At 65.8% G+C, this 22,840-nt stretch carries 27 protein-coding genes; 10 read left to right on the forward strand and 17 right to left on the reverse strand.

Going from position 1 to position 22,840, the window contains the following annotated elements:
* Positions 1-12 precede the first annotated feature (12 nt).
* A complete protein-coding gene (locus tag SJY41_RS13405) occupies positions 13-1,125 on the forward strand; it encodes an oxidoreductase (protein WP_380782457.1) in 1,113 nt (370 codons plus the stop codon).
* Positions 1,126-1,231: 106 nt separating this feature from the next.
* Here the strand turns inward: SJY41_RS13405 and SJY41_RS13410 are convergent, their stop codons facing one another.
* Positions 1,232-1,423, reverse strand: coding sequence for a hypothetical protein (locus SJY41_RS13410; RefSeq protein WP_380782459.1), 192 nt, complete (start codon positions 1,421-1,423; stop codon positions 1,232-1,234).
* Positions 1,424-1,798: 375 nt separating this feature from the next.
* On the opposite strand from SJY41_RS13410, the gene SJY41_RS13415 reads away from it, so the two are divergent.
* Positions 1,799-2,302, forward strand: coding sequence for a MucR family transcriptional regulator (locus SJY41_RS13415; RefSeq protein WP_380782461.1), 504 nt, complete (start codon positions 1,799-1,801; stop codon positions 2,300-2,302).
* A gap of 87 nt (positions 2,303-2,389) precedes the next feature.
* On the opposite strand, the gene SJY41_RS13420 is transcribed toward SJY41_RS13415, so the two are convergent.
* From SJY41_RS13420 to SJY41_RS13480, 13 genes are all read right to left on the reverse strand, one after another.
* Positions 2,390-3,295, reverse strand: coding sequence for a flagellar motor protein MotB (locus SJY41_RS13420; protein ID WP_380782463.1), 906 nt, complete (start codon positions 3,293-3,295; stop codon positions 2,390-2,392).
* Between the two features lie 3 nt (positions 3,296-3,298).
* Positions 3,299-4,162, reverse strand: coding sequence for a flagellar motor stator protein MotA (gene motA, locus SJY41_RS13425; protein ID WP_380782465.1), 864 nt, complete (start codon positions 4,160-4,162; stop codon positions 3,299-3,301).
* Positions 4,163-4,274: 112 nt separating this feature from the next.
* Positions 4,275-5,195: a flagellin gene (locus SJY41_RS13430; protein ID WP_380782467.1), complete on the reverse strand. Its 921-nt coding sequence runs from the start codon at positions 5,193-5,195 to the stop codon at positions 4,275-4,277.
* Between the two features lie 5 nt (positions 5,196-5,200).
* Complete coding sequence (flgK, locus tag SJY41_RS13435; protein ID WP_380782469.1) at positions 5,201-6,547, reverse strand: flagellar hook-associated protein FlgK; 1,347 nt, start codon at positions 6,545-6,547, stop codon at positions 5,201-5,203.
* On the reverse strand, positions 6,544-6,891 hold the full coding sequence (locus SJY41_RS13440) for a rod-binding protein (protein ID WP_380782471.1): 348 nt from the start codon (positions 6,889-6,891) through the stop codon (positions 6,544-6,546). The genes flgK and SJY41_RS13440 overlap by 4 nt, the downstream gene beginning before the upstream one ends.
* Entirely contained in the window at positions 6,888-7,982 is a 1,095-nt protein-coding gene (locus tag SJY41_RS13445; protein ID WP_380782473.1) for a flagellar basal body P-ring protein FlgI, read from the reverse strand. Before SJY41_RS13445 ends, SJY41_RS13440 begins: the two co-directional genes overlap by 4 nt.
* Positions 7,983-8,113: 131 nt before the next feature.
* Positions 8,114-8,806: a flagellar basal body L-ring protein FlgH gene (locus SJY41_RS13450; RefSeq protein WP_380782475.1), complete on the reverse strand. Its 693-nt coding sequence runs from the start codon at positions 8,804-8,806 to the stop codon at positions 8,114-8,116.
* Between the two features lie 2 nt (positions 8,807-8,808).
* Entirely contained in the window at positions 8,809-9,597 is a 789-nt protein-coding gene (flgG, locus tag SJY41_RS13455) for a flagellar basal-body rod protein FlgG (RefSeq protein WP_380782476.1), read from the reverse strand.
* A gap of 13 nt (positions 9,598-9,610) precedes the next feature.
* A complete protein-coding gene (flgF, locus tag SJY41_RS13460) occupies positions 9,611-10,363 on the reverse strand; it encodes a flagellar basal-body rod protein FlgF (protein ID WP_380782478.1) in 753 nt (250 codons plus the stop codon).
* Positions 10,364-10,387: 24 nt separating this feature from the next.
* Complete coding sequence (locus SJY41_RS13465) at positions 10,388-11,656, reverse strand: flagellar hook protein FlgE (RefSeq protein ID WP_380782480.1); 1,269 nt, start codon at positions 11,654-11,656, stop codon at positions 10,388-10,390.
* 28 nt (positions 11,657-11,684) lie between these two features.
* Complete coding sequence (locus tag SJY41_RS13470) at positions 11,685-12,365, reverse strand: flagellar hook assembly protein FlgD (RefSeq protein WP_380782482.1); 681 nt, start codon at positions 12,363-12,365, stop codon at positions 11,685-11,687.
* 2 nt (positions 12,366-12,367) lie between these two features.
* On the reverse strand, positions 12,368-12,778 hold the full coding sequence (gene flgC / locus SJY41_RS13475) for a flagellar basal body rod protein FlgC (RefSeq protein WP_380782483.1): 411 nt from the start codon (positions 12,776-12,778) through the stop codon (positions 12,368-12,370).
* Between the two features lies 1 nt (position 12,779).
* Positions 12,780-13,118: a flagellar basal body protein gene (locus SJY41_RS13480; RefSeq protein ID WP_302847292.1), complete on the reverse strand. Its 339-nt coding sequence runs from the start codon at positions 13,116-13,118 to the stop codon at positions 12,780-12,782.
* An 851-nt stretch (positions 13,119-13,969) separates the two neighbouring features.
* Between SJY41_RS13480 and SJY41_RS13485 the strand changes: the two genes are divergently transcribed.
* From SJY41_RS13485 to SJY41_RS13520, 8 genes are all read left to right on the forward strand, one after another.
* On the forward strand, positions 13,970-14,632 hold the full coding sequence (locus tag SJY41_RS13485; RefSeq protein WP_380782485.1) for a motility protein A: 663 nt from the start codon (positions 13,970-13,972) through the stop codon (positions 14,630-14,632).
* Positions 14,629-15,180 (forward strand): hypothetical protein, encoded by a 552-nt coding sequence (locus SJY41_RS13490; RefSeq protein WP_380782487.1) that lies wholly within the window; start codon positions 14,629-14,631, stop codon positions 15,178-15,180. Before SJY41_RS13485 ends, SJY41_RS13490 begins: the two co-directional genes overlap by 4 nt.
* Positions 15,177-15,671, forward strand: coding sequence for a flagella basal body P-ring formation protein FlgA (locus SJY41_RS13495; protein ID WP_380782489.1), 495 nt, complete (start codon positions 15,177-15,179; stop codon positions 15,669-15,671). The genes SJY41_RS13490 and SJY41_RS13495 overlap by 4 nt, the downstream gene beginning before the upstream one ends.
* 98 nt (positions 15,672-15,769) lie before the next feature.
* On the forward strand, positions 15,770-16,075 hold the full coding sequence (gene flgM, locus SJY41_RS13500; protein ID WP_380782491.1) for a flagellar biosynthesis anti-sigma factor FlgM: 306 nt from the start codon (positions 15,770-15,772) through the stop codon (positions 16,073-16,075).
* Positions 16,062-16,379, forward strand: coding sequence for a flagellar protein FlgN (locus tag SJY41_RS13505; RefSeq protein ID WP_380782493.1), 318 nt, complete (start codon positions 16,062-16,064; stop codon positions 16,377-16,379). The genes flgM and SJY41_RS13505 overlap by 14 nt, the downstream gene beginning before the upstream one ends.
* Positions 16,380-16,620: 241 nt before the next feature.
* A complete protein-coding gene (locus SJY41_RS13510; RefSeq protein WP_380782495.1) occupies positions 16,621-17,466 on the forward strand; it encodes a lytic transglycosylase domain-containing protein in 846 nt (281 codons plus the stop codon).
* A gap of 3 nt (positions 17,467-17,469) precedes the next feature.
* Positions 17,470-19,530: a flagellar biosynthesis protein FlhA gene (gene flhA / locus SJY41_RS13515; RefSeq protein ID WP_380782497.1), complete on the forward strand. Its 2,061-nt coding sequence runs from the start codon at positions 17,470-17,472 to the stop codon at positions 19,528-19,530.
* Positions 19,527-20,291: a FliA/WhiG family RNA polymerase sigma factor gene (locus tag SJY41_RS13520; RefSeq protein ID WP_380782499.1), complete on the forward strand. Its 765-nt coding sequence runs from the start codon at positions 19,527-19,529 to the stop codon at positions 20,289-20,291. The genes flhA and SJY41_RS13520 overlap by 4 nt, the downstream gene beginning before the upstream one ends.
* Before the next feature lie 6 nt (positions 20,292-20,297).
* Here SJY41_RS13520 and SJY41_RS13525 read toward each other — a convergent pair whose 3' ends face one another.
* The 3 genes from SJY41_RS13525 to SJY41_RS13535 form a co-directional block, all read right to left on the reverse strand.
* Positions 20,298-20,705 (reverse strand): putative quinol monooxygenase, encoded by a 408-nt coding sequence (locus SJY41_RS13525; RefSeq protein ID WP_380782500.1) that lies wholly within the window; start codon positions 20,703-20,705, stop codon positions 20,298-20,300.
* A gap of 77 nt (positions 20,706-20,782) precedes the next feature.
* Complete coding sequence (locus SJY41_RS13530) at positions 20,783-21,655, reverse strand: flagellin (protein ID WP_380782501.1); 873 nt, start codon at positions 21,653-21,655, stop codon at positions 20,783-20,785.
* A 272-nt stretch (positions 21,656-21,927) separates the two neighbouring features.
* Complete coding sequence (locus SJY41_RS13535; protein ID WP_380782502.1) at positions 21,928-22,821, reverse strand: flagellin; 894 nt, start codon at positions 22,819-22,821, stop codon at positions 21,928-21,930.
* Positions 22,822-22,840: the final 19 nt, after the last annotated feature.

Below are 22,840 nucleotides of genomic sequence, written 5' to 3' on the forward strand. Positions count from 1 at the left end.
AGGACGGCGGACATGACATCGACAGGCGACGGCGCAGGCGATCCCGCGGCATGCATCCGGGTCGGGCTGATCGGCTACGGGTTTTCGGGCAAGACGTTCCACGCGCCGCTGATCGCGTCCGTCGCCGGGCTCGACTTGCGCGCAATCTGCTCGCGTGATGCAGGCAAGGTCGGTGCCGACTTCCCGGATATGGTCGTTCACCGCGACCCGCAGACACTGGTCGACTGCGACGACATCGACCTTGTCGTCATCGCCACGCCGAACGAGACGCATGCCCCGTTGGCGCGCGCGGCGATGGCTGCGGGAAAGCATGTCGTGATCGACAAGCCGTTCACGCTCGATCTTCACGAAGCTCGCGACCTTCTGGCACGCGCGCAACGGCACAATCTGCTGCTCTCGGTATTCCACAACCGGCGTTGGGACAGCGATTTCCTCACCATATGCGCGGCGATCGAAGACGGTGTCGTCGGCGAGGTGACCCATTTCGAGTCGCATTTCGACCGCTTCCGGCCAGAGGTGCGGGATCGCTGGCGCGAAAATTCCGGTCCGGGCAGCGGCGTCTGGTATGATCTCGGCCCTCACCTGGTGGATCAGGCGCTCCGGCTTTTCGGACTTCCCGATACGGTGCAGGCATCGCTGGCGATCCAGCGCGCCGGTGCGGTAACCGACGACTGGGCGCACGTCATCCTATCCTATGCCGAGCGCCGGGTGATCCTCCACGCGACCATGCTCGCCGCGGGAGGCTTCGACCGGTTTATCGTTCATGGACGTGCCGGAAGCATGACCAAGCGCTGCGCCGATCGACAGGAGCAACAACTCCTCGGCGGCATGCGACCGGGCGATACCGGATGGGGCGAAGACCCCGACCCGCTCGTTGTTCATGACGCCGGTGGCACGTGGGAACGGCCGGCGACGGCCGGCGATCAGCGGCGCTATTACCAGGGCATCGCTGCGGCGTTGACGGGCACGGGTGCAAACCCGGTCCAGCCGATCGAAGCCCTGGTCGTCATGGCAATCGTCGAGGCCGCGATCGACTCCGCCAGGACGGGTGCCACCGTGACCCCGCCGCTGAGCGACCGCGAGCGTGCCGAAACGATCGCATCACTTTCGCCGCGGCTCGCCTAGCGTCGATCGTCGTTTGCCGAGTGGTGACGGTTACGGTGATACGCCCGTGTCCGATCGGTTGCCAATGCGGATTTTCCACCGGCACCCCCTCCTTCGACGTTGGTCATCAACGGCCGAGCATGACCAACGCGATCAACGCTATCATCGCGATCCGGAGCGGCATCAACTGGTCGCCGACCGAGCGCACGACCGCGACATCGCCCATGCCCGCCCCGATACCGAGTTCGGTCAGCCAGTTGCTGCCCGAATAGTCCGATGTCCTGGGGTTTGGGTTCGCGCTGTCGGAGTCTGGAAGCATTCGGGGACTCTCTTGATGGACTACGTCACAGACATCGACGCGACGTTGCATTTCGGGCGGGCCGCGACTGTCGACAACGCCGACGATGCATGCGGGACCGTCGCGTCATTTCTATCGCGCGACACCGAGAGCGTCCAGCGGTGCCACACAGGGACCGGAGCGACGGTGCGATACGACGCGACGCTGTCGACAGGCCAATATCGGTACCCGGTTTGTACTAGATTTTCGGCGATTTAAAGCAATCAGAATGAACACGACTCCGATGCTTTCGACTTCCAATGTCGATTTTTACAATTTAATGTGCCGAAAATCCTTTTGAGCGGTTGAACCCGATGTCGCACGCCGTTACGGCGTCCGCAGACAATGGAGTGCAATATGGCCGAAGACACCACCGACCTCAACGCCGTCGAACTTGCGACTGAGCTTACGATTGCTTGGCTCGGCAACCCCAATACGCGTAGCTCGGCTGACGACGTTCCTGCCTTTCTCGGCAAGATGCATGACACCGTCGCGGCGTTGCTCGGCAATTCCACCGAGGCGGCACCCGTCGAAGCGGCGACCGAATACACGCCTGCCGTAACGGCACGCAAATCCTTGGCGTCCAAGGATCACATCATCTCGATGATCGACGGCAAGTCCTACAAGACCTTGCGTCGCCACCTCGCGACGCACGGCATGACCCCGGCCGAGTACCGCGAACGTTTTGGCCTGAAGCCCGATTACCCGATGGTTGCCGAGAACTACTCGGAAAGCCGTCGTGCAATGGCGAAGAAGATCGGCCTGGGTCGCAAGCCCGGCGCGCGCAAGACCGACGCCGCACCGGCCGCTGCACCCGCGACCGCACGCAAGCGCAAGACCGAGACTGCCGACGCCGAATAAGCGGTCGCAGTTCGACGGACAAAAGGACCGGCGCCGCAAGGAGCCGGTCCTTTTTCATATCCACGGTGCCGAGTCGGCGCAGTCCACTTACTTCGCGAAGAGGCCACGCCGGTAGAGCAGGGTGATGGCGACCCGGCGATTACGCGGATCAGCAGCATCTTTCACGATCAGCGGCTCGCGGTCGGCGACGCCTTCGATGCGTTCGAACCGTTCCTCCGACGTCCCCCCCGACAGCAGTCGACGGCGAGTCGCTTCGGCACGGCCGGACGACAGCATCCAGTTGTTCATCGCGCGCGGATCGCCATACGGTACGCTGTCGGTATGGCCGCGGATCATGATCGGGTTCTGCATGCCCTGGACCGAGCCTGCGATCATGCCGATCAACGACGACGCCTCGGGATCGAGTGCGGTGGTACCGAGCGCGAACATCGAATAATCCGCATCGTCGACCAGATCGATCCGCATGCCGTCCTGCGTGGGTACGAAGCGGACGTGGCTCGCCAGCCGCGAGAGCTTTGCCGATCCCTCGATCTGGCCGAGCACGCGTTTACGCAAGGCCTGGAAGTTCCTCTGGTCTTCCTTGGTCAGCGCATCGCGGCTTTTCAGCGACCCCTTCGGCCCCGTCCCTGCCGACGGCCCGCCGAGCCCGGCATCCGGAATCGCCAGCTGCGCCATGCTGGTCTGGCCAGGCTTCGGCCCGATGCGGTTCTTGTCGAGGATCGATTCGCCGCCGAACAGCCCGCCCCCGCCGATGCCGAGCGAGCGCGTGTTGAGGATGGTCGGCGCGAAGTAATCGGCGATGCCCTTGCGCTGTTTCTCGGTGGTCGCACCGACGATCCAGAGCAGCAGGAAGAACGCCATCATCGCGGTCACGAAATCGGCATACGCGACTTTCCACGCGCCGCCGTGATGGCCGCCATGCCCCTCGATATAGATCTTCTTGACGATGACCTTGGGCGGCTGGTTCGTCCCGTGAGGCGCGCGCGCGGCCACTGATTACTTGCCGCGCAAGCCGTCGAAGACTTCCGCGAAGCCCGGCTGGTTCTTGTGCGCGATGCCCGAGCGTGCGGCCTCGATCACCAGCGGCTGCGGATGGCCGTGCAGCGAGGCGATGATGATCTGCTTCACCACGTCGTAGATCGACGCGTCGGCATCGAGCACCTGCTTCAGCCGGTTCGCGAGCGGCGCGACGATGCCATAGGCGAGCAGCACGCCCATGAAGGTGCCGACCAGCGCCGAGCCGATCATCGCGCCGAGGATCGAGGGTGGCTTGTCGATCGAGCCCATCGTCTTCACCACGCCGAGCACCGCCGCGACGATGCCAAGCGCTGGCAGTGCGTCGGCGAGGCTGGCGAGCGTGCCGTGCGCAGCCTCCTCTTCGTGATGATGCGTTTTGATCGAGTGATCCATGACCTCCTCGACCGCGTGCACGTCGAGCGTCCCCGACGACACCACGACCAGGCGCAGCGTATCGGCGATTAGGTTGATGAGCGCCTTGTCCTTCAGCAGCTTGGGGTATTCGGTGAACACCGCCGACGACTGCGGATCCTCGACATGTGGTTCGAGGGCGATCGGTCCGTCCATCCGCAGCATCTTCATCAGCTTGCTGACGAGAAAGATGACGTCGAGATAATCCTGCTTCTTGTACTTCGGGCCCTTGAAGACCTTGCCCAGACCAGCGCCGAGGCCCTTCAGCTCCTTGCCCGAATTGCCGATGATCAGCGCGCCGGCGGCGGCACCGCCGATGATCAGCATCTCGTGCGGGATGGCCTCCATGACGGGGCCGAGCGCGCCGCCGGTGAAGGCGAATCCGCCGAACACCATGACGAGCAGGACGACGATGCCGATGACCGGAAACATGGTGTTCGAAATTCCCCCAGGGCCGGTAGCGGCACTTGCGTCGCCACAGAATTAACCGCCTTTGGTAGCCAACCGGTTACCAAGACGACGGCGCGCGCGATTTAAATTCGGATCAGCGCAAATAATCGAAGAGCGACAGCGCCGAGAGCTTCGAAAAGCTCGCCTGAGTCGCCGACAGGATCGTCATCGTCTTCTGCAACTCGACCACCGTGGTGGTGATGTCGGTATCTTCGAGCCCCGACCGGGTCGCCTCGCGGTCCGCGGCGACATCGGTCAGCCGCGACGTCTCCAGATCGACCCGAGCGGCACGCGCGCCGAGCGAGGCCTGCACCGTCGACACCTGATCCGATGCCGCGGTGATGTCGGCGAGCGACGTATCGAGCGAACTCGTCTTGAAGTCGTCCGATTGCAGCGCGGTCGCGATCGCGGACAGCATGGCGAGCGTATTGGTGCCGCCCTCGATGCTGCCATCGGGCTTGGTCTTGCCACCGACCGTGAAGACGCGCGCGGCGGTTTCGTTTGCCTGGACGCTCTGGCTGTCGCCAATCGGGATGCCCGAGACCGGCTTGGCGGCGAGCGCGTAAGTACCGTCGGTCGCGACCGCGGGCGCGCCATCGCTGCCGCCGAACAAGGCCTGGCCGCGCGCATCCTTAGCATTGGCGAGGTTGGTCAGCGTCGCGACGATCCCGGCAATCTGTTCGCCGATCGCCTTGCGGTTCGCGGCGTTCAGCGTGCCGGTCTTCGCCTGCGTCACCAGCTCGGTCGCGCTCTGCAACTGGTCGGTGATCGCGCTGAGGCTGGTGTCGCCCTGCTTCAGCACCGATTCGGCCGTGCCGAGATTGGCGGCGTACACCGTGTCGTTGGCAGTATCGCGCTTGATCCCGGCGAGCCGCTGATACGCGGCGCTGTCCGACGACGGCGCTGTCAGCTTGACGCCGGTCGAGATCTGGTTCTGCAGCGCCTCCGCCTTCGCGCTGAGCGAATTCATCGCCGTCGTAGAGCGATCATAGAAGAGGCGGGTGGCGATCTGCATGGGCGTTACCGTAGATCGAGGATGGTCTGGAACGTGTCGCGCGCGGTCTGGATCACGCGGCTCGACGCCTGATACGCCTGCTGGAAGCGCAGCAGGTCGACCGCTTCGCTATCGAGATCGACGCCCGAAGAGGAGGCGAGCGAACTCACCGCGCCGTCACGGATCGCGCTTTGAGCGTCGGCTACAACCTTGCGCTGTTCGAGCGCGGCGGCGTTGCCGGCGATCAGCGTCGTGGTGCGAGTCTCGAAGCCGCCGCTCGCGCGGACCGCCTGCAACGCGGAAAGATTGGACGCGTCGCGCGTGCCACCGGTCGCGCTGGCGGCGGCGATGCCGCGCGGATCATCAACCGCGACGCTGATGTCGGTCGGCGTGTCGCCGGTCGCGAACAGCGCCGCGCCCGCATTGCCGTCGAGATCGCGGCCCTGCGCCTGGACCGCGTTGATCCTGGTCGTGAAGTCGGTGGCGATCGTGTTCAGCGATCCGCGCGCCGCGGCGATTCGCTGCGCACCTTCCGCGAACCCGGCAAGCGCACCGCCGGTCGGCGACAGCGCGGACGTGACGTTGCCCCGCGTAACCGCGAACTGCACCGCGCCCTCGTCGTTGCGCGCATAGGATACCTGCCCGCTATCGCCACCGGCGACGAACACCGAGCCCGCCGCGCCGCCGAGCCGGACGGTCGTCCGCCCGAGATCGTCGAACGACGTGTTGATGTCGGTGATCGTGCTCATCTGTTCGAGCACCTGGTCACGCTGGTCGGCGAGCTGCGCCGCGGTCGTCGATCCCGGCGCGCTACGTGCGATGCCGTCGTTGATCTTGGCGAGCTCGGTACCGAGCGAATTGAGCGACTGCACCGCCTGCGATGCGGTCGAATCGAGATCGGCGGCCGCGGTATCGAGCGCCTGCCCGGTCGCGGTAAACGCGGCCGCGGCCGTCCCCGCCGATTCGAGCATGACCGCACGCGCAGGTTCCGACGTCGGATCGGCCGCGAGCTTCTGCGCGGACGTGAAGAAGCTGGTGAGCCGGTCACCAAGCTGGTTACCGCTCAGCGCGGTCTCGATCCGGTTCATCCAGGTGACGCCGGCTTCGGTCTTGGCAAGGTCGGTGCCCGCCGAGCGGACTGCCTGCGATCGGTATGCGTCGGCACTGCGCGCGATGCCGGTAACCGTGACGCCGCTGGCGCTGACCAGTTTTTGCGCGTTGAGGCCACCGCCGACCGACGACACTTCGGCAAGATTCGTCGTCCGCCGGGTATAGCCCGCCGTGCCGGTGTTCGCGATGTTCTCCGACACCGTGGACAGCGCGGTCTGATACGCGCGCACGCCCGAGGCGCCGATCGAAAGGAGATCGCTCATGGCGGCGAGTCTGCCGCAGGCTGGTTAAGATCGGATTGAGACTTGGCGAGAAAATCGGTCATCGCCTTGCCGATGCCGAGCGGCGTGTGCTCGGCCATCGACTTTGCGATCAGCCCGTCCTGCATGTCGGTGAAGGTATCGATCGCCTTCGAATCGAACAGCGGGTCGGCGAGTTTGGCCTGGCGCATGCTCTTCAGCATCATGCCGGTGAAGACCGCCTCGAACTTCTGGCCCGCCTGTTCGAGATTGTCCTTCGACTTCAGGCGGCTCGTGTCGGTCGAGATGCCGGTGGTCGCCGTCGTGGCCGACAGTGCCGCGGACGGGGTGGGCGTGATCGTGCTCACAGGACGATCAACTCGGCCTTGAGCGCGCCGGCTTCCTTCAGCGCCTCGAGGATCGCGACCAGATCGGCCGGCGATGCACCGATCGCGTTCACCGCCTTCACGATGTCGGCAAGCTTCGGGCCGGGCGCGAGCAGGAACATCGGGCGACGCTCCTCCTCGACCGCGACGCGACTGTTCGGCGTGATCGCGGTCTGGCCCTGGCTGAACGGCGCGGGCTGGCTGACCTGCGGCTTCTCGTCGATCCGCACCGTCATCTTGCCGTGCGTGATCGCCGCCGGACCGACCCGGACCGCCGAGTTGATGACGACGGTACCGGTGCGCGCGTTGACGATCACCTTGGCGGAGGGTTCGGCGGAGACCACGTCGAGATTCTCGATCGTCGACATGAGCGTGGCACGGACGTCGGCGCCGATCGGCGCGCGCACCGAAACCGACACCGCGTCGATCGCCTGCGCGCTACCGAAGCCGAGCTTCGAATTGATCGCACCGGCGACGTTCTGCGCAGTGGTGAAATCGGCGCGTGCGAGGTTGAAGGTCAGCGTCGGTGCGCTGTCGAACCCGGTCGCGACCGCGCGTTCGACGGTGGCGCCCTCGGGGATGCGGCCGGTCGAGGGCACGTTGACGACGATCTTCGACCCGTCCGCGCCTTCCGCACCGAGACCGCCGACCGCGAGGTTGCCCTGCGCCATAGCGTAGATCTGGTTATCGGCACCGAGCAGCGGCGTCATGATCAGGCTGCCACCGCGGAGCGACTTCGCCTTGCCCATCGATGCGACGGTGATGTCGAGGCGCTGGCCGGGCTTGGCGAACGGCGGCAGTTCGGCGGTGATCATGACGACCGCCGCGTTCTTCATGCCGGGGTTCGCGGTCGCCGGCAGCTGCAGGCCGAAGCGCGATGCGACGGCCTTCAGCGACTGCACGGTGTATTCGAGATTGTCGTCGCCCGTGCCTGGCAGCCCGACGACGATGCCGTAGCCGGTCAGCTGGTTCGAACGGATGCCCTGGAACCCGCCAAGGTCCTTGATCCGGTCGGCGGACGCCGGCGCGGCGATCAGGCAACCGGCGAGGATAGCAATGAGAAAGCGGATCATGGGAAACCTCAAGCCGGAACGCATGCCCTCACCCTTCGCCGCCTTCGGCGTCTTTCCCTCTCCCCTGCGGGGAGAGGGAAGGGGCCCGGCCGGCGCTTGCCGGGTGGGAAGGGTGAGGGCACGCCGGACCATCAAAACGGGCTGACGACGGAGAAGAAGCGGCCGAGCCACCCCTGGCGGCCGGCGCGGGCGACGTCGCCCTTGCCGGTGTACGAGATCTGCGCATCGGCCACGCGGGTCGACAGGATGCGGTTGTTCGCGTCGATGTCGGCGGTGCGGACCAGCCCCTTGATCTTCAGGAACTCGTCGCCGCGGTTCAGCGTGACGCGCTTCTGACCCTGCACCAGCATCGTGCCGTTGGGATAGACCTGCGCGACCGTCACGCTGACTTCACCCGACAGCGAGTTCGCCTGGTCGGCCGCCCCCGTCCCGTTGAAGGTCCGACCGCCGCTGAGCGTCGCGTCGGTCTTGTTGAACAGGCTGAGCAAGCCGGTGGTCGGCGGCGTGATCGTCCCCGACCCGCTGCTGTCGAGCTTCGAACCCGATGACTTCGATGCGGCGGTGCGCTCGACCAGCACGATCGTCAGCGGATCGCCGACTTTCCGCGCGCGCCAACCTTCGTAGAGCGCCGCGTAGCCGTCCTGCGCCTGGAAGATCGAGCCCGTCGCGACGACCGGCACCGGCTGGACCGGCAAGGGCCGCGCGACCGAGAAATCCTCGGGCGGCGCCTTCTTGCCGAAGATGCTCGCGTCGGCCGACAACGGACCGAGCCCGGTGAGGACGAACGCGCCGGTGGCGATGAGGAAGGAAGCTTTTCGCGTCATGATCAGATGTTCTGGTTGACGTATTTGAGCATGTCGTCGGTCGCCGAGATCATCTTCGAATTGACCTCGTACGCGCGCTGCGTCTCGATCATGTCGACGAGTTCCTCGACGACGTTGACGTTCGACGCCTCCAGCATGCCCTGCTTGATGTTGCCGCGGCCGTCCTGGCCGGCGACGCCGACATTGGCCGCGCCGCTCGCTGCGGTCTCGACCAGGTAATTGTCGCCGGTTGCTTGCAGGCCTGCACCGTTCGGGAAGTTCGCGACCTGAATCTGGCCGATCTGGCTCGCCTCGGTCTGGCCGGGGACGGTCGCCGACACGGTGCCGTCCGAGCCGATCGTGATCCCGGTCGTCCCCTCGGGCACGGTGATGCCGGGCTGCACCTGATAGCCTTCGCTGGTGACCAGCAGGCCCTCGGCCGAGCGCGAGAAATTGCCGGCGCGGGTGTAGCCGAGCGTGCCGCCGGGCATCTGCACTTGGAAATAGCCGTCGCCGTCGAGCGCGAGATCGAGGCTGTTGCCGGTCGTCTGCATCGCGCCCTGCGTGTCCATCCGCGCGGTGCCCTGGATGCGGACGCCGGTACCGAGGTTGAGCCCGGTCGCGTATTTGGTTTCGGCCGTGCTCTGCGCGCCGGGCGTGGTGATGGTCTGGTAGGCGAGCGTCTCGAACGCCGCACGGTCCTTCTTGAAGCCCGTGGTGTTCACGTTGGCGAGATTGTTCGAGATGACGCGCATGCGCATGTCCTGGGCGTCGAGCCCGGTGCGCGCGATATGCATGGCTGCGGATGACATTCGTCTGTTCCTTCTAGCTCGGCAGGCGCATCAAAGATGCACCGCTTTCGTCGATTTCCTTGGCGGATTTCATCATGTTGGCCTGGACTTCGTAGGACCGCTGGTTCTCGATCATGTCGACCAGCGCCTGCGTCATGTTGACGTTCGATCCCTCGATCGCGCCGCCCTGAACCTTGGCATCCATGTCCTCGGGCAGCGCCCCGCCGCCGCGCACGCGCAGCAGGTTGTCGAGGCCCTTGACCGTGTCCGACCCTTTTGTGTCGGCGAGCTTGAGCTTGTCGATCACCTGCGGGTTCTTCGCGTCCCCCCCCTGCGGCACGATCGAGATCGTCCCGTCGCCGGCGATCGTCAGCGACTGGTAGGGCGGCAGGGTGATCGGCCCCCCCGAGCCGATCACAGGATGCCCGTCGCCGGTCTGCAGCACGCCGGAGGGCGCGACCTCCAGATCGCCGCGACGCGTGTACGCCTCCGACCCGTCAGACGCCTGCACCGCGAGCCACGCCGTGGTGCCGGTGATCGCGACGTCCAATGGACGCCCGGTCAGCTGGATCGCACCCGGCGAACGATCGGCGTCGGTCACCTCTTCCGAGGTCGGCGCGCGCGCCTCGATCGTCGACCCGTCGCCCTTCAGGTTCAGCCGGTCGAACACCACGCGATCGGCGCGGAATCCGGTGGTCGACGCGTTCGCCATGTTGTTGGCGATCGCCGCCTGCGCCGCCATGTGCGCGCGCAGGCCCGTCGCCGCGGTGTAGACCAGCTTGTCCATTCAGGGTCCCCTGCTCGCTCTTGCTTAGCTGCGGATGTTGAAGATGGTTTCGGAGATCTGGTTGGCGGTATCGAGCGCCTTCGAGTTCGCTTGGAAATTACGCTGTGCCGCGATCAGGTTGACCAGTTCCTCGGTGATATCGACGTTCGATCCCTCGATCGTCCCCGACATCAGCTTGCCGAAGCCGTTGGTGTCCGCCGAGCCGAGCTTCGCCGAGCCGGAGATGCCGGTCGACTGCCAGTAGCTGCTGCCGAGCTGGCGCAGACCTTCGGGATTGGAGAAGTTGGCGAGCATCACCTGCCCCAGAACCTGCGTGTCGCCGTTCGAGAAGCTCGCATTGACGAGCCCCTTCTCGTCGACCGTCACGCCCTGGATCTGGCCGACCGCCTTGCCGTCCTGCGTGCGCGACGCGACGTTGAACGCGCTCGACAGCTGGGTCGTACCGCTGCCGAAGGTGAAGCCGATCGTTTGCGGATCGGTCGAATTCGCGGTGGTGAACTGGTCATAGGCGATCGCGCCGGTCGGTGCGGTCATCTTGCCGGTCGAGTCGAACGTCATCGCCGTCCCGGCGGTGCCGCCCGAAGTCAGCTCCTTGTCGCCGACGAAGCTGTGGACTTCCCAGGTGCTGTTCGCGTTGGTCGTGGTCGGCGCGGAGGTGCGCTTGAAATAATTGGTCAGCGTCATCGCGTTGCCGGCCGCGTCGTAGACGGTGGTCTGCGCCGACTGGTTGTAGCTCGACGGGTCGAACCGATCGAACGTCGCGGTCGTCGGCAGCGCCGAATTGGCGTTGAGGTTCAGCGTCATCGTCACCGCCGAGGTCGGCACCGGCGTCCCGCTCGTCTCGGGCAGGCGCAGGCTCAACGCGGAATCGGAGCCGGTCGCTACCACCGCGCCCGAGCCGTCGACCGGGAACACCTGCAGATGCGAACCCTGCGAATCGACCACATAGCGGTTCGAATCGACCAGGAAGCCGCCGTTGCGCGTATAGTTGATCGAGGCGGATTCGATGCTCGGCTTGACCGCGAAGAAGCCGTCGCCGGACACCGCGAGATCGAGACTGTTCGAGGTCTGGATCAGGCTGCCTTGCGCGAACTGCTGGCGATTGGCCTGGACGATCGCGCCCGAGCCGATCTGCTGCGACGGCGCGACCGACACGCTCGAGGCGATCACGTCGGCGAATTCGGTGCGGCTCTTCTTGAAGCCGTTGGTCGCGACGTTCGCGAGGTTGTGCGAGATCGTCGACATCTCGGCTTGCGATGCCTGCAGACCCGAGAGCGAAGTGTAGAAAGACATGGCGGTTTAGCTCCTAGAAAGTCTGGGTTCAGCCGATCTGGCGGATAGCGGTGGCAGGCACTTCGCCGAGGCCGGGAAGCGTGAGGACGGCGGCGCCGGTGGTGGTCGACACCGACTGGACGGGCGCCCAGACCAGGCTGGTCGCGCCGACCGTGGTACCGTTGCTCTGCGCGTTGACCGCGACCGTGAACGGGCCGCTGCCGGCATCCGCGCCGGCGGTGTCCTTGCCGTCCCAGTCGTAGCCGATCGTGCCGGCTGCCTGCTTGCCGAGCGACATCGTCTTCAGCACCGCGCCGTTCGCGTCGCTGATTGTGACGTTGACGTCGGTCGCGGCGCCGGCCAGCTCGACCGACCCGGCGATACCGCCCGCCGATCGGCCATAGGCGGTGCTGCCCTCGGTCAACACGGTCTTGCCGACATAGGACAGCGCGTCGCTGGTGCTGGTGACGCCGAGCTTGTCGGCCATTGCCTTCAGCGTCGTGTTCATCTCGGAGATGCCCGACGTGGTCGAGATCTGCGCCATCTGCGCGACCATCTGGGTGTTGTCGACCGGGTTGAACGGATCCTGGTTCTGCATCTGCGCGGTCATCAGCTTCAGGAAGTCGGACTGGCCGAGCGAGCTGGACGACTTGGTCGTGGTGGTCGCTGCAGCTGCCGACGTGCGCGTGATGCCGAGGGTGTTGAGCGTGGTATCGAAGGAAGTTGCCATGATCAGCGGCCTAGCTTGAGGGTATCGATGATGAGCGACTTTGCGGTGTTCATCACTTCGATGTTGTTCTGGTAGCTGCGGGAGGTCTCCATCATGTCGACCATCTCGCGGGTTTCATCGACCGCCGCCTCGAAGATGTTGCCATCCTTGTCGGCCATCGGATTGTCGGGATCGTAGCGCTTGGTCGGCGCGTCGCCGGCGGTGACGACCCGCTCGATATCGACCGTCGACATGCCGCTCGCCGAGTCGAAGCTGGTGCGGAACACCGGCTTCATCGTCTTGTAGGCGGTTTCGGCCGACCCAGTGGTGCCGCCGGCATTGGCCAGGTTCGACGCGGTCGTATTCATCCGGATCAGCTGCGCGGACATCGCGCGGCCGGCCACCTGGAAGATCGTCATGGGCTGACCGGACATCTTATTCTCCCTTCAGCGCGCGGGTGATCTGGCCGATCCGTCCGTTCAGGAACGACAGCGTCGTCTGATACTGGACGGCGTTCTCGGCGAACGCGGTCTGTTCCTGGCTCAGCTCGACGGTGTTGCCATCCATCGAGGTCTGCGTCGGGATCCGGTATTTGGTCGCGGCATTGGTGCTGCCATCGTTCTCGACCGACGCGAGCGCGGCCTGGAAATCGATGTCGCGCGCCTTGAAGCCGGGCGTCGAGGCGTTGGCGATGTTCGACGCCAGCACACCCATGCGCTGCGACCGCACCTCGAGTGCCGCCCCGTGAACTCCGAAAAGCGTGTCGCCTGACACAAGCCCGTCTCCTGGCGCACCCATTGCGCAATCGGACATAAGCAATGGGCGTGCCAGTTTTCGTGTTGCGGGTGGGGGATGGTGGTTTGCCGGGCAGCGGCAGGTGGGCGGCAAGGTGAACGGCAATGGCTTGCCGGTGTTGCAGGGGCGGGCGGCAAAGCGGTTGCCGGTTGGCGTGTGCCGGTTGGCGTGTGCCGGTTGGCGTGTGCCGGTTGGCGTGTGCGGGGCGGCAAACCGAATTACCGGCCCGTACGCCCTTGTTTCCCCGCGAAGGCGGGGACCCAGTCTGGGCTCCCGCCTTCGCGGGAGAACAAGGAGGAGAGTGCTGGCGTGCGGCGGCTCCGACACCAGCCGCCACTTCGTCCGATTGGCGAACACGTACTCCACGCAAACAGGCCCACCACCCCGGCGAAGGCCGGGGCCCAAATGGAGAGGTCGCAGTAACGAAGCGCGTCCGCAGTTAGCGACGCCCCCCAATTGGGCCCCGGCCTCCGCCGGGGTGGTGCTCGTGGCAAGCGCGCACGACCACGGCGCCCCACCCCTCCGTCACCCGGACTTCTTCCGGGGTCCACCGCTACGCACACTCGAGGCCAGCGAGTACGCGGAACGGTGGATGCAAGCACGAGCCTGGCCTGACGGGACGCTACCGCGCCCCGATTACGTCACCCCAGCGAAAGCTGGGGTATCCCTGTTGACGAGCGGGATGGCTCAAACGGGGAGATCCCAGCTTTCGCTGGGATGACGGCGAGGAGCTGGGATGACGGGCGTTAGGGGCGAGAGGACGTCGTCGCCGAAAGGATAAGCCAGCCCGGTCTAACCAACTGGCCCGCCCCTTGCATCGCCCCGCACACATGATCACGCTCGCCCAACTGCTCGACCCCGCAGCGCTCGCCATCGTCGGTGGCGGCACCGTCCTCGCGGTCGTCCTCCGCACGCCGCTCCGCGACCTCGGCCGCGCGCTCGCCGCCGTCACCACGCTAGGCCGCGGACGGTTCGATGCAGATCCCCTGCTGCTCCAGATCACCGCGCTCGCCCGCATCGCCAAGCGCCACGGGGTGATGGCGCTCGACCGCTCGGTCATCACCGACGCCGACGTCGCCGCCGGGATCGCCGCGATCGTCGACGGTGCGTCGGCAGGCGACGTCACAACGCTCGTCCAGCACCGTCGTCGCGCGCGGATCGAGCGCCACGTCGCCGCCGCCGACGTCTGGTCGGGCGCCGCCGAGGCCGCGCCGGCAATGGGCATGGTCGGCACGCTGGTCGGCCTCGCGCAGATGTTCGCGACGATGAGCGATCCCGGCGCGATCGGCGGCGCGATGGCGGTCGCCCTGCTCGCGACGCTGTACGGCGCGCTGTTCGCCAACCTGCTCTTCATGCCGATCGCCAACCGCCTGCGCGCGCAGGGTCGCAACGAAGCGTTCGAGCGCGCGCGTATCGAAGCGCCGCTCGTGGCGCTCGCCGAACGCGAAACGCCGCGTGGCTATGTCGCGCCGACCCTGGCAACCGTCGCGTGAACGCCAGCGAATATCCGGACGCGCCGACCGGCAAGCCGCTCTGGCTGATCACGCTAGCCGATCTCGCGCTGCTGCTCGTCGGTTTCCTCGTGCTGGTGCAGGCGACCCAGCATATCGGCGGCGCCGGTATAACACGAGGGGATTTGGCGAAGGGCATCCGCGAAGGCTTCGGCGCGAACAATACCGAGCCGACGCCGATGCCCGTCGCGGCCGCCGGCATTCTCGATTTCGCACCCGGCTCGGCGATCCTGCCGACCACCCCCGGCGCGCTCGTCGCCTGGGCGCGGGAAGCGGCGCGTGACCCCCGGGTGATGCTCACCGTCACCGGTTCGACCGACGGCACGCCTGCCGATATCGACCGCGTCACCGGCAGCGCCGCGATCCTCGCCGCCGACCGCGCGCGCACCGTCGCCGCCGCGCTTGCCGCGGTTGCGCCATCGCGTGTCGCCATCGTCGCCGCCACCAAGCCCGGCCGCCGTGCCGCCATCGTCTCCGTCGCCTTTGTCGGCGAACCCCCAAGGGGCGAAGCTCAGAGGACCGCTCAATGATCATCTTGTTCCTGCTCATGGCTGCCAGCTTCCAGGATACCGCCGCGCTCGATCGCTCGGTCGCCGCGTTTACCGGCCGCCCGACCGGTGCCGAGGGGGGCGCACGCACGCCGGTCGACGCGCGACTTCGGCTTGCGACGTGCCCGACCGTTTCGCTGTCGTGGCGATCCGAACAGCATGACGCAGTCGTCGTGTCGTGCGCTGGACCGGCATGGCGGATTTTCGTCCCCGTCATTCGCCCGGCGAACGCGCCCGCCGCTATCGCCGCGTCGTTCGTGCCCACCGCCAAGGTCGCGCCGGTCATCAAGCGCGGCGATCCGATCGTGATCGAGGCTGGCACCGAGGGTTTCTCGATCAGTCGCGAAGGGGTCGCGATGGGCGATGCCGCCCCCGGCGGACGCTTCATGGTCAAGGTCGACGACGCCCGCACGCCGGTCCAGGCGATCGCGGTCGACGCCGGCCGCGCCACGCTGCCCGGCTGGTCGAACTAATTCGTCGAACTAATTTTCGACCAACAGATTAATTTACCTAAAGGTTTTTGCCGTGCGACCGTTTCTCCTGATGTCAGCGCAAAGCAGAGGATGCGGACATGGTGGACTCGATCGGCGCGAAGCCGTCAGTAGCAGGAGATCGCTCCGTCGCGCGCGTCGCCGCCGCGACGCCGGCGACCACGGTGCAGACGCCCGTACAGCCCCAGGCGAAGGCGCCTGCGGCGGTGGTTTCGGACTCGATCGCGCTTGCAAAGTCGATGGCCTCGGCGCCGCCGATCGATGCGAGCCGGGTCGCCGCGATCAAGAAGGCGATTGCCACCGGCACCTTCCCGATCCTCCCCGCCACCATCGCCGACCGGCTGATGGCGCTCAAGCTTTCGTGGAATTCCAATGAAACGGCGTGATGCCCTGATCCGCGTGATCGACGCGCTGCATGCCGAGATCGCCGCGCTGAAGTCGAACGACGTCGCCAGCCTCGAGCGTGCGACCGCCGACAAGCTCGCCGGCATCGAACAGATCGCCACGCTCGGCACCGGCCCCGCCGGCAGCGAGATCCGCGAGCTCGCCGACGAGGCGAACCGGCTCAACGAGACCTGCCGGATCTACACCAACCTGATGGCGGCAAATGTTCGCCGCCGCCTGCAAACCCTGACCGGCGACGGTGCCGTTGCCGGCTATCGGCCGGGACTTAGGGCGGCATACGCGTAACATCGCGCGCGCCTGACACGGCCGCCCTTCCCCAAAAATCCGTCATACTGCCCCTACGCGTCGCCCCCCCCACCCCATCCGTCACCCCAGCGAAAGCTGGGGTATTAACGTAATAGAGCGCGCCCTTGCCGCACGAGACCCCAGCTTTCGCTGGGGTGACGGGCTTAGTTGCAGCGGCTTACACCAAAACTGGCACGCCCCTTGCTGAGTACCCCCTGAACCAGGGGCACCGCACACGGGCATGACCGTCAATCCTATCACTACCGGCCGGATCCAATCCGCGATCGCGCTTGCGAGCAGCAAGACGGGCGTGGATTTCGACTATCTGCTGGGCCAGGCAAAGCTCGAGAGCGGGCTGAACGCCAACGCCAAGGCCGGCACGTCGAGCGCATCGGGCCTCTATCAGTTCATCGAACAGAGCTGGCTCTCCGTCGTCAAGAAGCACGGCGCCGAGCACGGCATGGCCTGGGCTGCGGACAGCATCGGTACCTCGTCGAGCGGCCGCCTGTCGGTCGGCGATGCCGGCACCAAGGCGGCGATCCTCGCGCTGCGCAACGATCCCAACGCCTCGTCGATGATGGCCGCCGAATATGCGTCGGACAACAAGGACTCGCTCGAAGGCACGCTCGGCCGTCCCGCCTCGGGCACCGACCTCTATATGGCGCATTTCATGGGCCTCGGTGGCGCGACCAAGTTCCTCAAGACGATGCAGGCCAACCCGCAGGCGAGCGGCGCGGCGCTGTTCCCCGCCGCCGCGCGCGCGAACCACAACGTCTTCTACGATGCCAACAACCAGCCGCGCACGCTGTCGGCGATCTACGACCGCTTCGCCGACAAGCTCGGTGGCGCCGCCGCCGGTGCGTCCGCGACCGCGACGCCCGCCAATTACGCCGCCCAATCGCTCGACATGAACGGCAGCACGGTCATCACCGGCAGCAACGAAAGCGCCGACGACGCACTCGCTTGGGCCACCACGGCGATGAACAAGTTCACCGGTCGGACCACGCAAGCCGCTGCCAGCATCCTGCGGCCGACGCCCGATACCGCGCGCCTGGCCTACATGATGCTCGCACGGTTGGGCGGCTAAGCCATGAACCGCATCCTCTCCAACGCCAGGGCGTCGGTCCTGCCGCTCGCGATCCTGCTGCTCGTGCTCGTCATGGTCGTGCCGATCCCGGCGTTCATGCTCGACATCTTCTTCGTGGCGAACATCGCGATCAGCCTGGCCGTGCTGATGGTCGCGCTCAACGCACAGAAGCCGCTCGACTTCTCCGCCTTCCCGACCGTGCTGCTGTTCGCCACCCTGTTCCGCCTCGGCCTCAACGTCGCCTCCACCCGCATCGTGCTGGTCCACGGCCACGAAGGCGAGAGCGCGGCGGGTCACGTGATCGAGGCGTTCGGCACCTTCCTGATCGGCGGCGATTACGTCGTCGGCATCTTCGTGTTCGCGATCCTGATGATCATCAACATGATCGTCGTCACCAAGGGCGCCGGTCGCGTGTCCGAAGTCAGCGCGCGCTTCACGCTCGACGCGCTGCCCGGAAAGCAGATGGCGATCGACGCCGACCTCAACGCCGGCCTCATCACTCCGGATGAAGCGAAAGCACGCCGCGTCGAAGTCTCGACCGAAGCCGATTTCTACGGCTCGATGGACGGCTCGTCGAAGTTCGTGAAGGGCGATGCGGTCGCGGCCATGCTGATTCTCGCCGCCAACATCATCGGCGGCCTGATCCTCGGCCCCGTCAGCCACGGCATGACGATCGCCGACGCCGCGCACAACTACATCCTGCTCGCGATCGGCGACGCGCTCGTCGCGCAGCTGCCATCGCTGATGCTCTCGATCGCCGCCGCGTCGATCGTCACCCGCGTCACGTCGGACAAGGACCTGGCCGGCCAGATCGGCGGCCAGTTCGGGTCGCCCCGCACCTGGACGCCGGTCGCGGTCATCCTCGCGCTGCTCGGTATCCTGCCCGGCATGCCCCACATGGTGATCTTGCCGGCGGCAGCGATCGCCGGGTTCGCCGCGTGGAAGCTGCGTCAGATCGAGCGCCGCCCTGCCCCCGTCGTCGTCGTCCCGGTCGAGACGATCGACCAGTCGAAGATCGGCTGGGAAGAAGTCACCGACGGCATGCAGGTCAATCTCGACATCGGCTACGGCCTGGTACCGCTCGCCGACGAGCGTCGCGGGTCGCCGTTGATGAGCCGGATCACCGGTGTGCGTCGCCAGCTGTCGAAGGAACTCGGCTTCGTCGTGCCGCAGGTCCGCGTCCGCGACGACATCAACCTCGCGCCGTACGTCTACCGCATCCTCGTCAACGGAGTCGTCGTCGGCGAAGACACAGTGTCGCCCGACGAGATGCTCGCGCTCGATACGGGGCAGGCGTTCGGCGACTTGTTCGGCAAGAAGGTCAAGGATCCGACCTTCGGGCTCGACGCGACCTGGGTCGATGCGAGCGATGCCGATGCGGCAACCGGCGCAGGCTATCTCGTGGTCGACCCCGGCACCGTGATGGCGACGCATCTCAATCACATGCTCGGCCAGAACGCGTCCGAGCTGCTCGGCCAGGACGAAGTCCAGGCGCTGCTCGACGGACTGAAGGAGCGCGCCGCGCAGCTCGTCGCCGCGCTCGCGCCACTGCCGATCACGACGTTGACGCAGGTCCTGAAGGGTCTGCTCGCCGAGAACGTCCCGCTCAAGGAATTCCGCCGCATCGCCGGCGCGATCGCGGTCGCCGCGCAGCGCACGCAGGACGCCGAAGAGATCATCGAGACGATCCGCCCCGAGCTCGGCGCGCTCATCATCCAGAAACTGTGCGGCGTGCGCGAACCGCTGCGCGTCATGACGTTGGAGGGTCAATTGGAAGGTCTGCTCGGCCAGGCAATGCGCGCCGATCAATCGCGCCGCCACGTCATCGAACCCGATCTCGGCCGCCGCATCGTCGAGGCGCTGCAACGCGCCGCGCAACCGCTGATCGCTGAAGCGAAACCGTTCGCGCTGGTCGTCCAGCCGACGATCCGCATCGCCATCCGCAAGCTGGTGAAGACGTGCCTGCCGGATACGCCGGTCATGTCGTTCTTCGAAGTGCCCGAAGAGAAGGCGGTCGAAGTCGTCGCGGTCATCGGTGCCTCGCAGCAGGCGCTCGCAGCATGAGCGCGCTACCGATGCGCGGCGCGTTCGCGGACGCCCAGCCCTTCGCCGGCCAACCCCTCACCTACCGCCCGCATCAACGCCCGGGCGGTGACGCGGACCAATTGGTGAAGCAGCATCTCCCGCTGGTCCGCCGGATCGCGTGGCACGTCCACGGCAGCATGAGCAGCAGCGTCGAAGTCGAGGACTTGATCCAGGTCGGCCTGGTCGCGCTGGTCGAGGCCGCGGCGAATTTCGACGAGCGCGGGATGCCGTTCAAGACCTACCTCATCACCCGCCTGCGCGGCAGCATGATCGACGAACTTCGCCGCCAGGCCACGAGCACGCGCGGCGCGATGCGTCGCCGCCGCCAGTACGCCGAGGCGATTTCCACGCTAACCGCCCGCACGGGGAAAGCTCCGGGAGAAGACATGATCGCGCAGCACATCGGCGTCACGATCGAAAAACTCCGCACCGACTACGTCACCGCCGACGCGATCCGCTTCGATTCGATCGACGAGCTGTACGCCGACGATTTGCCATGGTTCGCCGACGACACTCCGGATGCATTCGAACAGCTCGCCGACAGCGACATGCGCGAAGCCCTGATCGCCGCGATCACCGCCTTGCCGGAACGCGAAGCGCAGGTGATCCAGCTCTATTACGTCGAGGAACTCAACCTAGAGGAGATCGGCGAAGTCTTCGGCGTCGGCTCCGCACGGGTATGCCAGATCAAGGCTTCCGCGCACGCGAAACTGAAGAAGGCGCTCTCCCGCCAGATGTAGCGCACGCTATGTCCGGCGTGGTTCTCCGACATCGTAGATGCGCAAGTTGCGATCGCCGATGTTGAGACCTAGCCAGGCCGCACGCCATTCGGCGATGTGTACCGACGCGAAGTGGCGATCCAGCGCGGCCTGATCGGTCCACATCTCCTTCACGTGGATGAGGCCGGGCTCGAACACGTCCTCGGCATAGCCGTACTCGACGCATCCGTCCTCCGAGCGACTGGCGTCGGCCATCCGCCTCATGACCGGTCGCGCCGCGTCCATGGTTTCGGCCGGCAGGCGCACGGTTCCAACGATCAACAACATTGCAGCACCGTATCCACCGAAGGCCGCGCCGGAAAGCCGGCGCCGTCGCCTGCGGGCGGTGCCGACAAAAACAAAAACCCCGGCGGCCTTGAGCCACCGGGGTTTCATGCCGCCTCGCGTGACGCGGGACGGATCCGACCGCCGCCGACACCCATTGGGGGGCGGTGCCGGCGTCGGTAAGTGGGTTAGCCGAGAAGCTTCAGAACGCTCTGCTGGCTCTGGTTGGCCTGGCTGAGCATCGCGGTCGATGCCTGGCTGAGGATCTGCGCCTTGGCGAGTGCGGTCGTTTCGGCCGAGAAGTCGGTGTCTTCGATCCGGCTCTTGGCGTCCGACAGGTTGGTCGCGTTCGAGGTCAGGTTGTTGACCGCCGACTGCAGCTGGTTCTGCGACGCGCCGAGCGACGCACGACGGTTCGAGACGAGCGAGATCGCGTCGTCGTAATTCTGCAGCGTACCTGCGGCGACGACTGTGCCCGCCGTCGTGGTCGAATCAACGACTGAGCCCACGCCGCCAGCCAACCCGGCGGTGCCCGAACCAGTTGCCACTGCACTGAGGCTGCTGCCGAGGTTCAGCTCAATCGCATCGCTCGCATTTGCGCCAGCCTGGATCGTCACCTTCTTGTCCGCCGCCGCCGTCGCGCCGCCGCCGAACAGAGCAACGCCGTTGAATTTGGTATTCGTAAGCACGTTGGAAATCTGCTTGGCGAGCGCATCCTGCTCGGTCTTGATATTGGCGATGTCGCTGGTCGAATAGGTGCCGTTGCTCTTCTGCACTTCGAGCTCGCGCATACGCTGCAGGTTGTTGGTGACCTCGTCGAGCGCGCCTTCAGCGGTCTGCGCCATCGAGATACCGTCGTTTGCGTTGCGCACGCCCTGGTTCATGCCCTTGATCTGCGACGTCATCGACGACGAGATGGCGAGACCCGCTGCGTCGTCCTTCGCCGAGTTGATGCGCTTGCCGGTCGACAGACGCTCCATAGAGGTGGCGAGAAGGCTGGAAGCCTTGGTCGAGGCATTCGTAGCGCGAAGCGCCGAGATGTTGGTGCCGATGACAGTCATGAAAATCTCCGTGGTCTTCGACGATCCGCGCCGCCCCCGTGGCGAAGGCCGAGCCGTCATGATGAGTAACGGCGGCATCGCGCAAAACTTAAGCGGTTATGGCAGCCATTTTCTTATGGTTCATAAGAGCTTGCACGCACCCGACAGCAGTCGGACGCAAGAAAACCCCGGCGGCTTAAGCCACCGGGGTTTCATGCCGCCTCGCGCGGGGCGAGGCGGATCCGACCGACGCCGACACCCGTTGGGGGGCGGTGCCAGCGTCGGCAAGCGGATTACTGAAGCAGCTTCAGGACGCTCTGCTGGCTCTGGTTGGCCTGGCTGAGCATCGCAGTCGATGCCTGGCTGAGGATCTGAGCCTTGGCGAGCGCAGTCGTTTCGGCCGAGAAATCGGTGTCTTCGATACGGCTCTTGGCGTCCGACAGGTTGGTCGCGTTCGAGGTCAGGTTGTTGACCGCCGACTGCAGCTGGTTCTGCGCGGCGCCAAGCGAGGCACGGCGGTTCGAGACCAGCGAGATTGCGTCGTCGTAATTTTGCAGCGTTCCGCCCGAGGCAATGGTGGTGGTACCGCTTGTCGTCGTAGCAACCACGACCGTACCGACGCCTCCGCCAGTTAGGTTAGCGCCAGTGCCGTTTGCGACTTCACTAAGGCTGGTACCGAGATTCAGGCTTATTGCATCGCTGGCATTCGCGCCGGCTTGAATATTGACCGTCTTTGCGGTGGTCACGGTTGCAGGAGATACCGGAGGAGTACCGTCGAACAGCTTGACTCCGTTGAACGTGGTATTGGTCAACACATTCGAAATCTGCTTGGCAAGCGCATCCTGCTCGGTCTTGATGTTCGCGATGTCGCTGGTCGAATAGGTTCCGTTGCTCTTCTGCACTTCCAGTTCGCGCATGCGCTGCAGGTTGTTGCTGACCTCGTCGAGCGCGCCTTCTGCAGTCTGCGCCATCGAGATGCCGTCGTTCGCATTGCGCACGCCCTGGTTCATACCCTTGATCTGCGACGTCATCGACGACGAGATCGCCAAGCCGGCGGCGTCGTCCTTGGCCGAATTGATACGCTTGCCGGTCGACAGGCGTTCCATCGACGTGGCGAGCAGGCCGGATGCCTTGGTCGAGGCGTTGGTCGCGCGCAGCGCGGAGATGTTGGTGCCGATGACAGTCATGTTGAACTCCAGTGATCTT

The sequence above is a fragment of the Sphingomonas sp. R86520 genome, assembly GCF_042466285.1.
Taxonomy (GTDB): Bacteria; Pseudomonadota; Alphaproteobacteria; order Sphingomonadales; family Sphingomonadaceae; genus Sphingomonas.

Excerpts from the sequence above, each read along its gene's own strand:
- SJY41_RS13405 (WP_380782457.1), top strand. The coding sequence starts at position 13 with ATGACATCGACAGGCGACGGCGCAGGCGATCCCGCGGCATGCATCCGG.
- SJY41_RS13410 (WP_380782459.1), bottom strand. The coding sequence starts at position 1,423 with ATGCTTCCAGACTCCGACAGCGCGAACCCAAACCCCAGGACATCGGAC.
- SJY41_RS13415 (WP_380782461.1), top strand. The coding sequence starts at position 1,799 with ATGGCCGAAGACACCACCGACCTCAACGCCGTCGAACTTGCGACTGAG.
- motA (WP_380782465.1), bottom strand. The coding sequence starts at position 4,162 with ATGTTTCCGGTCATCGGCATCGTCGTCCTGCTCGTCATGGTGTTCGGC.
- SJY41_RS13430 (WP_380782467.1), bottom strand. The coding sequence starts at position 5,195 with ATGCAGATCGCCACCCGCCTCTTCTATGATCGCTCTACGACGGCGATG.
- flgK (WP_380782469.1), bottom strand. The coding sequence starts at position 6,547 with ATGAGCGATCTCCTTTCGATCGGCGCCTCGGGCGTGCGCGCGTATCAG.
- SJY41_RS13445 (WP_380782473.1), bottom strand. The coding sequence starts at position 7,982 with ATGATCCGCTTTCTCATTGCTATCCTCGCCGGTTGCCTGATCGCCGCG.
- SJY41_RS13450 (WP_380782475.1), bottom strand. The coding sequence starts at position 8,806 with ATGACGCGAAAAGCTTCCTTCCTCATCGCCACCGGCGCGTTCGTCCTC.
- flgG (WP_380782476.1), bottom strand. The coding sequence starts at position 9,597 with ATGTCATCCGCAGCCATGCATATCGCGCGCACCGGGCTCGACGCCCAG.
- flgF (WP_380782478.1), bottom strand. The coding sequence starts at position 10,363 with ATGGACAAGCTGGTCTACACCGCGGCGACGGGCCTGCGCGCGCACATG.
- SJY41_RS13465 (WP_380782480.1), bottom strand. The coding sequence starts at position 11,656 with ATGTCTTTCTACACTTCGCTCTCGGGTCTGCAGGCATCGCAAGCCGAG.
- SJY41_RS13470 (WP_380782482.1), bottom strand. The coding sequence starts at position 12,365 with ATGGCAACTTCCTTCGATACCACGCTCAACACCCTCGGCATCACGCGC.
- flgC (WP_380782483.1), bottom strand. The coding sequence starts at position 12,778 with ATGTCCGGTCAGCCCATGACGATCTTCCAGGTGGCCGGCCGCGCGATG.
- SJY41_RS13485 (WP_380782485.1), top strand. The coding sequence starts at position 13,970 with ATGATCACGCTCGCCCAACTGCTCGACCCCGCAGCGCTCGCCATCGTC.
- SJY41_RS13495 (WP_380782489.1), top strand. The coding sequence starts at position 15,177 with ATGATCATCTTGTTCCTGCTCATGGCTGCCAGCTTCCAGGATACCGCC.
- flgM (WP_380782491.1), top strand. The coding sequence starts at position 15,770 with ATGGTGGACTCGATCGGCGCGAAGCCGTCAGTAGCAGGAGATCGCTCC.
- SJY41_RS13505 (WP_380782493.1), top strand. The coding sequence starts at position 16,062 with ATGAAACGGCGTGATGCCCTGATCCGCGTGATCGACGCGCTGCATGCC.
- SJY41_RS13510 (WP_380782495.1), top strand. The coding sequence starts at position 16,621 with ATGACCGTCAATCCTATCACTACCGGCCGGATCCAATCCGCGATCGCG.
- flhA (WP_380782497.1), top strand. The coding sequence starts at position 17,470 with ATGAACCGCATCCTCTCCAACGCCAGGGCGTCGGTCCTGCCGCTCGCG.
- SJY41_RS13520 (WP_380782499.1), top strand. The coding sequence starts at position 19,527 with ATGAGCGCGCTACCGATGCGCGGCGCGTTCGCGGACGCCCAGCCCTTC.
- SJY41_RS13525 (WP_380782500.1), bottom strand. The coding sequence starts at position 20,705 with ATGAAACCCCGGTGGCTCAAGGCCGCCGGGGTTTTTGTTTTTGTCGGC.
- SJY41_RS13530 (WP_380782501.1), bottom strand. The coding sequence starts at position 21,655 with ATGACTGTCATCGGCACCAACATCTCGGCGCTTCGCGCTACGAATGCC.
- SJY41_RS13535 (WP_380782502.1), bottom strand. The coding sequence starts at position 22,821 with ATGACTGTCATCGGCACCAACATCTCCGCGCTGCGCGCGACCAACGCC.